The sequence below is a fragment of the Corallococcus sp. bb12-1 genome, assembly GCF_026626765.1.
Classification (GTDB): domain Bacteria; phylum Myxococcota; class Myxococcia; order Myxococcales; family Myxococcaceae; genus Corallococcus; species Corallococcus terminator.
The window spans coordinates 34360-47681 of record NZ_JAPNJZ010000022.1 but is presented as its reverse complement, the minus strand read 5'-3'; the positions used below and the strand labels follow the sequence as shown (position 1 = coordinate 47681).

The 13322-nt window shown below is 70.3% G+C and carries 12 protein-coding genes; 7 read left to right on the top strand and 5 right to left on the bottom strand.

Annotation, left to right across the window (positions count from 1 at the left end):
• Positions 1 to 9: 9 nt before the first annotated feature.
• From OV208_RS27355 to OV208_RS27345, 3 genes are all read right to left on the bottom strand, one after another.
• Positions 10 to 1137 (bottom strand): HupE/UreJ family protein, encoded by a 1128-nt coding sequence (locus OV208_RS27355; RefSeq protein ID WP_267576862.1) that lies wholly within the window; start codon positions 1135 to 1137, stop codon positions 10 to 12.
• Positions 1134 to 2360: a tetratricopeptide repeat protein gene (locus tag OV208_RS27350; protein ID WP_267576861.1), complete on the bottom strand. Its 1227-nt coding sequence runs from the start codon at positions 2358 to 2360 to the stop codon at positions 1134 to 1136. Before OV208_RS27350 ends, OV208_RS27355 begins: the two co-directional genes overlap by 4 nt.
• A gap of 73 nt (positions 2361 to 2433) precedes the next feature.
• Entirely contained in the window at positions 2434 to 3537 is a 1104-nt protein-coding gene (locus OV208_RS27345) for an ornithine cyclodeaminase family protein (RefSeq protein WP_267576860.1), read from the bottom strand.
• A gap of 238 nt (positions 3538 to 3775) precedes the next feature.
• Between OV208_RS27345 and OV208_RS27340 the strand changes: the two genes are divergently transcribed.
• From OV208_RS27340 to OV208_RS27330, 3 genes are all read left to right on the top strand, one after another.
• A complete protein-coding gene (locus OV208_RS27340; protein ID WP_267576859.1) occupies positions 3776 to 5026 on the top strand; it encodes a hybrid sensor histidine kinase/response regulator in 1251 nt (416 codons plus the stop codon).
• Positions 5027 to 5221: 195 nt separating this feature from the next.
• Entirely contained in the window at positions 5222 to 6409 is a 1188-nt protein-coding gene (locus OV208_RS27335; RefSeq protein ID WP_267576858.1) for an alpha/beta fold hydrolase, read from the top strand.
• A gap of 220 nt (positions 6410 to 6629) precedes the next feature.
• On the top strand, positions 6630 to 8162 hold the full coding sequence (locus OV208_RS27330) for a methyl-accepting chemotaxis protein (RefSeq protein ID WP_267576857.1): 1533 nt from the start codon (positions 6630 to 6632) through the stop codon (positions 8160 to 8162).
• A 41-nt stretch (positions 8163 to 8203) separates the two neighbouring features.
• Here OV208_RS27330 and OV208_RS27325 read toward each other — a convergent pair whose 3' ends face one another.
• Positions 8204 to 9697 (bottom strand): MFS transporter, encoded by a 1494-nt coding sequence (locus OV208_RS27325; RefSeq protein ID WP_267576856.1) that lies wholly within the window; start codon positions 9695 to 9697, stop codon positions 8204 to 8206.
• A gap of 194 nt (positions 9698 to 9891) precedes the next feature.
• Between OV208_RS27325 and OV208_RS27320 the strand changes: the two genes are divergently transcribed.
• The 3 genes from OV208_RS27320 to OV208_RS27310 are packed head-to-tail and all read left to right on the top strand — an operon-like array spanning position 9892 to position 12021.
• Positions 9892 to 10890, top strand: a complete 999-nt coding sequence (locus OV208_RS27320) for a polyprenyl synthetase family protein (RefSeq protein WP_267576855.1) — start codon at positions 9892 to 9894, stop codon at positions 10888 to 10890.
• Entirely contained in the window at positions 10887 to 11471 is a 585-nt protein-coding gene (locus OV208_RS27315; protein WP_267576854.1) for a GbsR/MarR family transcriptional regulator, read from the top strand. Before OV208_RS27320 ends, OV208_RS27315 begins: the two co-directional genes overlap by 4 nt.
• A gap of 22 nt (positions 11472 to 11493) precedes the next feature.
• Entirely contained in the window at positions 11494 to 12021 is a 528-nt protein-coding gene (locus tag OV208_RS27310) for a gamma-glutamylcyclotransferase (protein ID WP_120541500.1), read from the top strand.
• A gap of 34 nt (positions 12022 to 12055) precedes the next feature.
• Here the strand turns inward: OV208_RS27310 and OV208_RS27305 are convergent, their stop codons facing one another.
• On the bottom strand, positions 12056 to 12511 hold the full coding sequence (locus OV208_RS27305) for a hypothetical protein (RefSeq protein WP_267576853.1): 456 nt from the start codon (positions 12509 to 12511) through the stop codon (positions 12056 to 12058).
• Positions 12512 to 13052: 541 nt separating this feature from the next.
• Here OV208_RS27305 and OV208_RS27300 point away from each other — a divergent pair.
• The gene (locus OV208_RS27300) at positions 13053 to 13319 is read left to right on the top strand and encodes a hypothetical protein (RefSeq protein ID WP_267576852.1); all 267 of its coding nucleotides are present in this window, start codon (positions 13053 to 13055) and stop codon (positions 13317 to 13319) included.
• The last annotated feature ends 3 nt before the right edge of the window (positions 13320 to 13322 follow it).

Below are 13322 nucleotides of genomic sequence, written 5' to 3'. Positions count from 1 at the left end.
GCAGGTGCCTCAGGTGAAGGACACACCCACGCCGAACGCGCGCTCCGCGAGCCAGGCGCACGCCACCAGGGCGATGACCGCGGATCCGCCCACGAGCAACGCCCGCCGATACACGGGCGTGCCGCGCAGCAGGTACGCCACGGGCAGGAAGACGGCCACGCACGCGAGCTGGCCCAGCTCCACCCCGACGTTGAAACCGAACAGTGTCACCGCGAGGCTGCCCGCGGGCAGCTCCAGGTCCGCCAGCACCGACGCGAAGCCGAAGCCGTGCAGCAGCCCCAGCGCGAACGCGGCCATCCAGCGGGTGCGATCCATCAGCGGGAAGACATTGTTGAGCGCGGCGACGATGACGCTGGCCGCGATGGCGGACTCCACCAGGCGCGACGGCAGTGACACCCAGCCCAGGGACGCGGCGCTCAGCGTCAGAGAATGCGCGAGCGTGAAGGCGGACACCACCTTCACCACGTCCTTGACCGCCGAACCAAAGTCCGTCACCGGCACCCACCGTCTCGTCGTGGGGTCGCGGCGCAGCACGGACGGCAGGAGCAGCGCCAGCAGGAAGAGCAGGTGATCCACGCCCGCCCAGATGTGTTCGACGCCGGAGTGCACCATCTGTCCAAAGCGTCGCCAGGGCGACAGGCCCTCCAGGGACACGCGGGCGGTGTGACGCGTGGCGGAGAGGATCAGCGGTTCGCCCGCGCCGTCGCTGCCCACCCGCACGATGCCCCGATGCTGCGGGTCGCGGTCGAAGAGCAGGGAATAGTCCACGTCCAGCGCCACGGGCGTGGCCGGGCACGCGGCGGTGAAGTCCACGACGGCATAGGCCCCGTCGGAGTGGCGCACCACCCGCAGCGGAGAGGCTGGGGACAGGGGGCAGCCGGCCCCTTGCGCGGACAGCTTCAGCCGGGCGAGCGCGTAGCCCGCGACGTCCGCCTGCCGCGCGCGCAGCTCGCTCCAGGTGATGGCGCCGTCGCCATCCGCGTCCAGGACGAGCACCTCCTCCAGGTCGCGCAGCGCCACGTCCCAGCGGCCGTTGAAGCCGTCACCGGCGCGGTCCAGGTGCAGGTAGCTGTCGCTCGGCTTGTGGGCCAGCGCCGCCAGCGGAAGGAGGAGCAGGGCCAGCGTCAGGGCTTTCATTGGGACGCCTTTCGCGCGCGTTCAGCGAGCGCCAGCAGGCCGGGGTCGTCCGCGCCGCTCGCCTCCATGAAGCGCAGGGCGGGGTTGGCGGCCTCGGGGGTGTGGTTCGCGAGTGCGGTCTCGAACAGCAGGCGCACATCCCACGGTTCGTGCTGCACCTCCCAGTTCACCTGGGCCAGCTTCAGCGCCTTCGCCGGGTCCTTGAGGACGTGGAGGGCGAAGCGGGCCTCCTCGCGCGCGTGCAGGCCGTCACCCCGCAGGTGGCTGGCGGCGTGGCGCGAGCCCAGTTCTGCGGCGAGCGCGGGGGCCTCCGGCGTGCCCAGCGCCGCTTCCGCGAGCACGCGGCGCAGCAACTGGTTGTCGTCCTGGCCGTGGTCCTTCACCAGCGCGATCACGTCGCGCGGCCGGTCCAGGTCCAGCAGCAGGTCCGCGTAGGCCGCGCGCGTATAGGCGTCCGACGGATCCAGGATCAGCACGCGGGCGAAGAGCTTCGCGGCGCGCTCGGTGTCGCCCGCGCGAGCGGTGGCCTCCGCCAGGGTGGACAGCGCCCACGATTGTTCCTCCACCCCGTGGGCCCCCCGGGCCAGGGCGGCGGACAAGAGCGCCTGGGCTTCCCTGGAACGGCCCGCCAGGCTCTTCACCTGCGCCTGACACACCGCGCCGGCCAGCGAACCCGCGAGGGGCGCGAGCATCGTGCAGCTCTTAGCGGCCTCCGCGTGTTCACCGCGCACGCCCAGGACGACGGCGCGCGTGAGCCAGGCCTGGGCATCGTCGGGGGATTCGCGCACCAGGGCGTCCAGGTCCGCCAGCGCGGCGGGAAACTCATGGCGGCCCTGGAGGATGGTCGCGCGCAACAGGCGCACGCCCGGAGGCGGGGTGGCAGCGTCCCACCAGGGCGCGAGCGCCGCCTGCGCCCGGCCCAGGTAGCGCGGGTCCCCGGAGGCCCGCCCCTCCTCGATGTCCAGCCGCGCCAGCCGCAGCGCCAGATCCACCTGGTCCGCGCGCGCCGCCAGGGCCCGTCGCAACGCGGCGCGTTCCCGGGCCTTCGCATCCGTCGCGGTCGCTGGAACCCGCTCCAGCACCGCGCTGTCGGTGGTGGGCGTGAAGGGCACGCGCTCCGTCGCGGGCGTCTGGCCACAGCCAGCGAGGCCCAGCGACACCGCGAGGGTCAGGCCGAGCGCGGTGCGTGAGACACCTTTTGACGACAGGCTGTGCGAAAGCATGGGTGCAGGACTCTACGGAGCCCGCGCCCGGGTGGATGCGTGTACGGCGGTCGGGATTGTCGCGCGGCGGACGTCAGCTTCCGGCGGCGCGGCGCGGCGTCTCGGTCAGGCCCGCCGCGTCACCGTGCACCAGCGCGTACGGGTCGAGCGGATCCCCGCCCAGCCCCTCCAGCGCCACCCACGTGCCCAGTCCCATGCGCCGCGCGTGCTCCAGCAGCATGCGCGTGACGACCTGATCCTCCAGTGCGTGCCCGGTGGAGTCGAACACCGTGTTGCGCAGCTGCCAGCCCTGGAACTCCTCCGGCTGCTGCACCACGGTGGCCAGATCTGGACCTATCTGATCCGGATGGAGCTGCTGACATTCCCCCTCCAGGCGCGCCTGGCTGGGAAAGTCCGGGCACACCAGGCTGCGGCGCAGGAGCGCCAGCGGCAGCTCCGTCTTGCCAGGCCGGTCCGCGCCCACCGCGTTGATGTGCGCATGCGGCTTGAGCGCGTGGCCGGAGATCACCGGCCCGGAGCCCGCCGTCACGGTGGTCGCGGTGCAGAGGATGTCCGCTCTCGCCTCCAGGTCCGCCAGCAGCGTGGGCCGCACATCCAGCCCCAGGAACGCCACGCGCCGCACAAAGGAGCGCGCCGCGTCCGGATCCAGGTCGTGCACCAGCACCTGCTCCAACTGGAACACGCGGCTGAGGGCATGAAGCTGCGTGACGGCCTGCGCGCCGCAGCCCACCAGCCCCAGCACCGTGCTGTCCGGCGACGCGAGACACCGGCTGGCCACGGCCGACGCGGCCCCGGTGCGCAGCGCGGTGGCGAAGACGCCGTCCATCACCGCCACCAGATGGCCCGTGCGTGCGTCGTACACGCTGTGGGTCGCGATGAGCGTCGGCAGGCCGGCCTCCAACACGTTGGCCGGGCAGGAGCCCACCACCTTCATCGTCAGGCTCTCGCCCCGCTGCAGGACGGGCATCCACTCGAGCGCTCCCAGCGGATGCGCCCCGTCCGACAGCGAGAAGCCCTCCCGCTTGTGCACCTGCGTGAGGGAGTCATCCAGCTCGCGCAGGGCCACGGTGAGTGACTGGATGAGCTCATCCATCAAGGCGTGCAGGCCCACGCCCGCCACGATGGCGCGCAGGTCGGTGGGACTGATGAGGAGCGTGCGAGGGACCGGGGGCGTCATGTGTTCAGAATTTACGCCCCTGACAGGAATTGCAACCTGACAGTTTTGAGCATGAATTCCTCCCGCGCTGTGTCTTTTGAATACAGGTGCAGGGAACAAGGCAGCTCCTGGTCCCTGTTGGACGTGAGCGCTCGACGCCCAGTGGAGTTACAGAAGCCACGCCCCTGTCTGCCACCCGAGCCTCCACCCCAACGCCCGAGTGACAACCCCCGTGACGCTTCCCGGCCCCAGGAATTCCGTGCTCAGCGCCGTGTCCGACATGCCTTCCGGCGCCCCCATCCCGCCGTCGAACGAGCTGCGCCGCGCCCGGGTGCTGCTGGTGGACGACGTGCCGGCGAACCTGCTCGCCCTGGAGGGCATCCTGGAGCCGCTGGGCCAGCAGTTGGTGTCGGTGCGCTCCGGCGACGAGGCGCTCAAGGCGCTGCTGCTGGACGAGTACGCGTGCGTGCTCATGGACGTGCAGATGCCGGGGCTGGACGGGCTGGAGACGGCGAAGCTGGTGCGCGCGAGGGAGCGCACGAAGCACCTGCCCATCCTCTTCATCACCGCGCTCAGCCGCGAGACGGCCTTCATCACCCGGGGCTACGAATACGGCGCGGTGGACTACCTGCTCAAGCCCGTGGATCCGGACATCCTGCGCGCGAAGGTGTCGGTGTTCGTGGAGCTGTACCTTCGCGGCGAACAGCTGCGGCAGCAGGCGCTGGAGCTGGCCGAGCGGCGGCGCGTGGAGCAGGAACTCCAGCGCACGGCGGAGCTGGAGCAGCAGATCGTCGGCATCGTGGGGCATGACATCCGCTCACCCCTGGCCGCCATCCTCACCACCGCGAGCATGCAACTGGCGCGCGAGTCGCTGCCGGAAGGCCAGCGCAAGGCCTTCGAGCGGGTGGCCCGGGGCGGCGAGCGCATCCAACGCATCGTGGAGCAGTTGCTCGACTTCACCCGAGCCCGCCTGGGCGGAGGCATCCCGGTGGAGCCGCGTCCGGGCGACCTCAACGAGCTGTGCTGCAAGGTGGCGGACGAGCTGCGCGCGGCCCAACCCCACCGCACCGTCCAATGCGATTTCACCTGTGACACCCTGCCGGGCGCGTGGGACCTGGACCGGCTGGCGCAGGTGCTGGCCAACCTCCTGGACAACGCGTTGAAGTACAGCCCCCACGACAGCCCGGTGCGCATCCGCACCTTCGAGCAGGGTGGCGACACCGTCCACGTGGAGGTGCACAACGGCGGCGCCCCCATTCCCACGCACCTGCGCTCCACGCTGTTCCAGCCCTTCCGCCGGGGCGTCGATACGGAAGGCCGGGAGAGCCTGGGCCTGGGGCTCTACATCGCGCACAGCATCGTGGAGGCCCACGGCGGAACCCTCCGGGTCGAGTCCACCCTGGAGTCAGGAACCACCTTCTTCGTGTGCCTGCCGCGTCACTCCCAGCGCGACGGGCGCCACCTCTCCGCCTGCGCCGGCGCGGCACAGCCGGAATCGCTGACGGCCTGAAAACACAAGTCCCGTCGCGTCAGGAGAGTATTGCAGTGCCGGCTGATTACTTCAGTCAAAGGCATACAACTATCCGCCCTCATCAAAACCTCTCATTCTCACAGCGAAGCTCTGGGCATTTTGCTACAATGCCAGACGTCCGGGAGGTGAGGTGCCACCGGACTTACATGTCCGCTGTGGGGAGGGTGCGAGACAATGACGACCGACAACTCGATGTGGATTCCCGTGGATGGAAACGACCCGATGAGGGCCTGGATCCGTCGTCCAGCATCCGGGAGTGGTCCGGCGTTGGTGGTGCTGATGGTGGAGGCGTTCGAGGGCAACGAACACCTCAAGCACATGGCCGAACACTTCGCGGAAGAGGGTTACGTGGTGGTCGCGCCGGACCTCGCGTCGAGGGGGGAGCCGGAGGAAGCGGATCTGAAGGCGGTGGTGGCCTACGCCCGCGCCCTGCCGGAGGTGACGGGCCTGAAGGGCAAGAAGCAGGTGGGCGCGCTGGGCTTCGGACTGGGCGGCACGCTGGCCGCGCAGCTCGCGGTGCACGGCCAGGTGGACTGCGCGGTGGCCTACTGCGCGCCGGGCATGGAGGACGTGCTGGCGGAAGCGGGGCCCGAGGCGTCCCCGATGGTGCTCAACTTCGCGGAGTGGGACGGCTTCGTGCCCCCGTCCGCGGTGGCGCGCGTGCGCAAGCACGTCACGCCCGACGTGGAGCTGTACGTGTACCCGGGCGTGCGGCACGGCTTCTTCCGCGAGGGGTCTCCGGCATACCACCGGCCCTCGCAGATGATGGCCCACACCCGCACCATGGCCCTGCTGCGCAAGACGATGGGTCCCCACTACGACCTGTCCGCGCTGTGGGACCGCCACACGGAGCTGGAGTTCGCCATCCGGGACGCCGACGCGACGATGGCCACCATGGTGGCGCATCCGTACGTCAACAGCATCCCGGTGATGACGGGCGGCGTGGGAGCCAAGTACCTGCACCGCTTCTACGAGAACCACTTCATCCACGCGAACCCGAAGGACACGAAGATGATCCCGCTGTCGCGCACCATCGGTGCCGACCGCGTGGTGGACGAGTTCATCTTCTGCTTCACCCACGACATCGAGATGGACTGGATGCTCCCGGGCATCGCGCCCACGGGCAAGTACGTGGAGGTGCCGCTGGTCGCGGTGGTGAACTTCCGCGGCGACAAGCTCTACCACGAGCACATCTACTGGGATCAGGCCACGGTCCTGGTGCAACTGGGCCTGCTCAACCGCGAGGGCCTGCCGGTGTCCGGCGCGGAGTCCGCGCGCAAGCTGCTGGATGAGACCCTGCCGTCCAACACCTTGATGGAGAAGTGGGACGACAGCGCCCCCACCAAGCGGCAGGCGGGCTGAAAAAGGGATGACGCCCGCGCCCCGGGGTGGTGTCTACCCAGGGCGCGGTGTCTCACTTTCATGCGGGAAACGCGCGGGACCATTGCGCGGGCTCGCTGGGGGTGTTCACAATGAGGCACCTCACTGGATAGTCCAGGGGGGCTTCGTTTCCCAGATTTCCCTCTGGAGTGACCTCCGCGCGCTGGCGACAGCGTGGAAGGAGGCCGCCACCGACGCCCGGATGCGACTTTCCCTGTCCCAGAAGCTCTCGCTGGCGCCGCTCCTGGTGGCGCTTTTCTTCGCGGTCCTCTTCTTCGGGTACCTCATCCCGCGCGTGTCCAACGCCTTCGAGGCGCAGGGCAGGGACGTGGGGGTGTCCATGCCCGCGGCGCTGGCCTCCACATTGGCGGGCGTCATGGCCTCGGGCCAGACGGAGTCGCTCCAGGCGCTCCTGGAGCCGGTGGCCCGCAACGGCAAGGTGGCCTACGTGGCCGTCTTCGACGGGTCGGGGCAGCTTCGCGCGGTGGCGGGGGAGTACGGCCCGGCCATGCGGGAGCTGCGGGATCGGCTGGGCAGGGCCACGGGCGAGGCGACGTTCTACGTGCGCGACGCGGAGCTGATGGACCTGAGCTCGCGGATGGCGAACGGCGCGGGCAGCGTGCACGTGGGCTTCAACCGCACGGCGGCGCGGGCCCAGGTGGCGAGCCTCACCACCGGCGTGAGCGTGGTGCTGGTGCTGGCGCTCGTGATGTTCGTGGTGGTGGGCATCGTGCTGGCGCGGCGCATCGCGGGGCCGCTGGTGCAGTTGACGGAAGCGGCGCAGCGCATCGCGGAGCACGGCGACCTGCGGGAGATGGTCCGCATCGACTCCACCGACGAGGTGGGGCAGTTGGCGGGCGCCTTCACGCTGATGGTGACGAAGGTGAAGGACCTGCTCGTGCAGTTGCAGCAGTCGTCGGATCTGCTCAAGGGGTCGGTGGACCACCTGAATGATTCGGCGGGCCGGCAGAACGAGATGGTGTCGCGCCACGCCGCCGCGCTGCAGGAGACGCAGGTGACGGCGCAGGAGATCCGCCAGACGTCGGTGGTGGCTTCGCGCGCGGCCGAAGCGGTCATCGACGTGGCGGAGCGCGCGGAGGCCCTGGGCAAGACGGGCGAGAGCGCCATCACCGACAGCATCGAGGGCCTGGTGGACCTGCGCTCGCAGGTGGAGCAGATCGCCGAGCGCATCATGGCGCTGGGCGAGCGCACCGAGCAGATCTCCGGCATCACGGAGACGGTGAAGGACCTGGCGGACCAGTCGCACCTGCTCGCGGTGAACGCGGCCATCGAGGCGGCGCGCTCCGGGGAGCACGGCAAGGGCTTCGCGGTGGTGGCCCGGGAGATCCGCGGGCTGGCGGACCAGTCCATCCGCGCCACCAACCAGGTGCGCGGCATCCTGGCGGACATCAGCGCGGCCATCTTCGCCACGGTGGAGATCACCGCGGCGGGCACGCAGCGCATGGAGTCCGGGCTCGCGCAGGTGCGCACCTCCGGGGACACGCTGCGCCAGCTGTCCTCCATCGTGCGCGACAGCGTGGTGTCCGCGCGCCAGATTTCCCAGACCGTGAACCAGCAGGCCACCGGCATCGAGCAGATCTTCACCGCGGTGAACGAGCTCAACGCGGTGATGGGCGACACGGTGAAGCGCATCTCCACCACCAGCGAGTCCGCCGTGGCGCTCAAGATGCTGTCCGAGCGCGTGGCCGCGATGGTGAAGGACTACCGGCTGTAGTCCTCCGCTCCGTGCAGGGGCCCCGGCGCTTCGGGGCCTTGTCAGGAGCGGACGTCCGGGGCGCGGGCCTCGCGCAGCGCGGGGCGGAGGCGGGGCAAGAGCCGCTCCAACACCTGACCCACGGTGCGCGCGGTGGCCGCCCCGGGCTCGTTGACCCGGGCCGCGAGGAACGCCGCGCCCAGGCGGGCCACCGACGACACGACGAAGAGGACGTGCAGGTTCGCCCACACGTATCCGCCCAGCATGAACTGCTGGGGGATGCGCGCGGCCAGGGCGCCTCCCAGGGCCGCCGCCGCCGCGTAGGCCAGGCCTCCCGCGGTGGCGAACGCGGCCAGGTAGAAGGGCCGTCCCCGGCGCGGCGCCACCGTGAGGGGCAGCGCGAAGATGGCCAGGCCGTGGCCGCTCCACAGCGCGCCCGCCAGCAGCACATCGAACAGCAGCGGCCACAGCGTCCCCGCGGACGGCAGGAGCCACAACAGCGGGATGACGCTGATCCCCAGCGAGCACGCCATCAGCACCGGCTGCGCGCCCAGCCGGTCGATGGCGCGGCCCCACATGGACGCGGTGAGCACGCGCACCCCCGCCACCGCCGCCGCGTGCAGGGCCATGATGACGAAGGTCATCTTGAGGTTCTGCAGCGAGTGCAGCGCGAAGAAGGGCGCGGACACGCCCACCGCCGCGTTCCACGCCACCTGGTACAGCAGCACGCGCCGGGCGCCGTCGTCCTTCCAGGGCAGCAGCGCCGCCTTCAGCTCCAGCCGGGGCGAGCTGCCCGGGGGCGCGGGGTCATGCTGCGCGGCCATCATCAGGGTGGTGACGAGGCCCATCGCGCATGCGGCCAGCGCCAGCAGCGGCAGGGCCATGCCCACGCTGTCCACCCTGCGCAGCCGATCCATCAGCAGGCCCGCGGTGAGCGACGCGCCGGTGCCCATCAGCGTGGTGAGCGCGGTGCGCTTGCCGAAGAAGCGGCCCCGCACGGCGCGCGGCACCAGCTCCCCCATCCAGGCCACCCAGGCGTTGTTGCCCACCACCGCCAGGAGCGCGGACAGGCCGGCCACGCCCATGAGCAGGTGCTGCTGGCCCGTCAGCGACAGCTTCAGCCAGGGCATCAGCGCCAGGGGCAGCATCACGAGCCGCGACAGGCACACGGCGGTGAGCGCCACCCGTCGGTGACCGAAGCAGAGCGTCAGCCATGCGGCGGGGAACTGGACGAACTGGGCGAAGAACGGCAGCGCCGTCATCACGCCCACGAGGAAGGGGCCCAGCTTCAGCGCGATGGCCCACGCGGTGAGTGCCGTGGCACCCGCGCACGCGGTGAACACCTCCGCGAACATCCCCTCCACGACGGACATGCGCAGCGACCCGCGCAGCCGCCGGTGGACGGGCGGGCCCCGGTGGCTGTCCGAGGGTGGTGGGGCACCCAACAGCGGCGCCGACGCACCGGGCAGCGAAGCCCCGGGACGGAAGAGCGGGACGCCGGTGGCGAGGGAAGCGAAGCTCTGGACGAGGTGGCGGCGGAAGGCGGCGGGGGACACGCGGCCCCGGATGTTCCCTGGCCTCGCATTCCCCCTCAACCGGACCCCCGGTGTGGCCCGGGCGCACGGCCGTCCACCAACCGGGCTTCTCCCCTGCATTCAGCTCGCTGGCCGCCCGCCTGCTGGGCAGATGGGATTCAGGTGCAGTTCACGCGGTCTTGAACTATATGAACGAGTTGAAGGAGACCGCGCACATGGATGTCGCTCACGAGCTGACGGAGTTTCTGGGGCAGGTGGAGCAGCGGCTGAACGCCTTGCTTGCGGATGGCGACGTCGGGCCTGACGTGGAAGGTGACACGTTGATGAACGCGGCGCGGCACCTGTGCCTGGGCACGGGTGGCAAGCGAGCGCGTCCCATGCTCGTGCGCCTGTTCGGTGGTGCCGTGGGCGTGCCGGCGGAGCGGCTGGTGGACGTGGGCGTGGCCGCGGAGATGATCCACTCGGCAAGCCTCCTGCACGACGACGTGGTGGACGCGGGCATGTACCGCCGGGGTCGCCCGACGGTGAACGCGCGCTGGGGCAACATCGTCGCGGTGATGAGCGGCGACCTCATCCTGTCCACGGCACTCACGCAGCTGGCGCTCTTGGACGCGCGCGTGGTGCAGAGCGGCCTGGCCATCGTCACGGAGATGACCCGCGCGGCCATCGCGGAGGTGGAGGCTCGGGGCGACATGAACCTGCCGCTGACGCGCCTGCGCTACATCGCCGAGGGCAAGACGGGCTCGCTGTTCGGCTGGTGCGGCAAGGCGGCCGCGACGCTGGCGGATCAGCCGGATGCGGTGGCCCGCTTCGACGCGTTCGGCCGGCACCTGGGCGTGGCGTTCCAGATCGCCGACGACATCCGCGACATCCTGGGCACGGACGTGGGCAAGCCCCGGTACGCGGACGTGCACTCGCGCACGCCGTCGCTGCCCATCCTGCTGGCGGTGGCGCGCGACGAATCGCTGCGCCGCAAGCTCAAGGACGCGTGGGCGTTCTCCGTCATCACCCCGGAGCGCACGCGGGAGATTGGCAACGCCATCGAGGCCACCGGCGCGGTGGAGGCGTCCATGGCGATGATGAACACCGAAATCGAGGCCGCGCTGGACAAGCTGGGGCCCTATTCGAAGGACGCCGCGGGCGCGGAGCTGGCCAGCTGGGCGCACCGGTTGGCCGAGGGCATCGCGGATCAGGTCAAGGGACGCGCTGCGTGAAGGGCTACCTGTGGACGGGGGGGGATCCCGGGAGCCAGAAGACCGTGGCACCGCTGGAGAACGGCCGGCTGGCGCCGTGGGAGTCCATCGCCGTGGAGGCGGTGGGCAACGTCATCGAGTTCTGGGGCTTCAAGCGCAACCAGGGCCGCGTGTGGGCCCTGCTGTACCTTCGCGGTGAGCCGCTGACGGCGGGGGAGATTGAACGCGAGCTGGAGCTGTCCAAGGGCGGCGTGTCCATGCTGCTGCGCGACCTGGAGCGCTGGGGCGCCGTGCAGCGGGTGCGCGTGCCGCAGGACACGGTGTGGCGCTACTCGGCGGAGACGGACCTGGTGCGGATGGTGACGCACGTGGTGGAGGAGCGCGAGGCGGCCTTCGTCACGCGCATCCGGGCGGACCTGTCCGAAGCCCGCCGGCTGGCCGTGGGCGTGGGCGGGCTGCCGGCCGAAAGGCTGCGGCGGCTGGAGCGCATGGCCACGCTGGCTGAGCACGTGGAGCGGGCGCTGCGCCTGTTCATCAAGACCTCGCGCCTGGACGTGGCGGGCGTGCTGGGCGCGTTCCGCGACGGCGCCCTTTCTCGCTAGGGGCAGTGGTAGGAGGGCACGCATGGACTCGCACTACGATCAGGTGATGAAGGCGCGCGCGCAGGCGGATGCGGACGCGCCCCGGCTGTACTTCGCGTACTCGACCATCCTCGACCGGGCCGCCTTCGAGGAGTGGAAGGGCCAGCACAGCTACGGCTTCTTCGAGCTGCCGGAAGGGCAGTTGGCCGAGGCGCTGGACGTGGACCTCGTCTACGACTTCCCCTCGCGCTGGTGGGGCGGACGGGTGGCGGGCCTCACCGACGCGCCGGGCGCGCGCGTGTACGGCCGGCTCTTCCAGATCGCCGGCAAGGACTGGCCCATCGTCCAGCACAAGGAGGGCTTCGTCACGAGCATGTGCGTGGAGCGCACGGTGCGCGTGCGCGTGGACGGCAAGGAGCTGGAGGCCACCGCGTTCGTGACCAACCCGCGCCGTGCGTCGTCGGACGGGCCGGTGAGTCCGCGCTTCGTGGAGGCGCTGGTGCGCGGTGCGACGAGCGCCGGGCTGCCCGCCGACTACGTGGAGAAGCTGGGCCGCGGCGAGACGCGCTGAAGCGCGCGGTGCATCCCGTCGCGAAGCCCGTGGCTCACGGCCGAGCGGCGGGCTCCCTGCGGTAGAGGGCGCCGGCCTGCTCGTCGCTGAGGACGAAGCCGCCGCACGGGGCCACTTCCACCGGCCGACCCCACACGCTCAGCAGGTCCGGGTTCTTGAACCCGGTGACGCCGTCTACCTCGCACGTGGCTGGTTCGCGGCGAGGTCCCACGGGAACGCGGTGACCTCGTAGCCGGTCCGCTCCGTGCGATTCCTCGACGCCGTGGGAGGCGACCCGCTTGCCCGTGGGTGGGGGCGTGGCGAAGTCACTCGGGGGATGCGTGCCCCTGTCTCCGGTGCGCTCCGTGCGGTTCCACGAGCAGTGGGAGGCCACCAGCGCGCCGCGCCGCCAGCCGGGGTGGAGCACCCACGCCAAGCCCTTCGGGTTGCGCAGGTCTCGCGCGAACAACTCCCGTGAGCCGCCAGCACAGCCGTTCAACGTGCCGCCCACTCCTGAACATCCCTTCAGGCAGGCGGGTGGCCATCCGAGCGATGGCTCCGGGGCCTGGGACTCCACGTTTTGGATGGGCAGCACCTCCGGAAGTCCCGCTCGTCTTTCCGGACCAAGCTCCTCGGCACAGGGGACTTCATGGGGCTCCACCCTCTAGCGATGACCGGAGCTGGGTGGACTGAACGGAACCTGAACAAACCTTCAGTCATTTTTTCAGGGGGCGCGAAGGGGCCTGAACGGGCCTGAACAAACCTTCAGCCAGTTTCGAGACCTCTCAATCTGTCATGCCTACATGAACAAACGAGTACCCATTTCTCCACGATGCATGCCCCTCCTCCAGTCGTGCCTGGAACAATTATTGTCTGTCATTGTTGGTCAAAGACAGTCTTTGTTTGTATGTTGTTTTTGATGTTTCATGTCTGTCTTTGAGGTGCTGATGGCGGGCATCGGGCCCGGAAACAGCGCGGACCGGCTTGACCCCGAAAGGGCGTTGTGGCTTCATGAATTTGATTTCGATAATCAAAGTCAATTGGAGGTCGCGATGCTCGGTCAGGGATGCTGCAGGGCGGTGCTGGCGCGAGGCCCGTGCGCTGAGGTGACGCGGTGCAGCTGTGGGCACATCCACCTGGCGGTGGGGCCGGTGACGCTCCGTCTGGAAGAGGATGTCCTGCGCGCGCTGGGCCACACGCTGCTGGAGGCCATCCAGCACCTGGAGGAGGTGCCGCAGCCGCCCCGTCACGAGCCCGAGGCATCGGAGCCGCCGGCCCCCACCTCGCACGGGGTGCCCAACGGCGGGTGGAAGCAGTGAGCC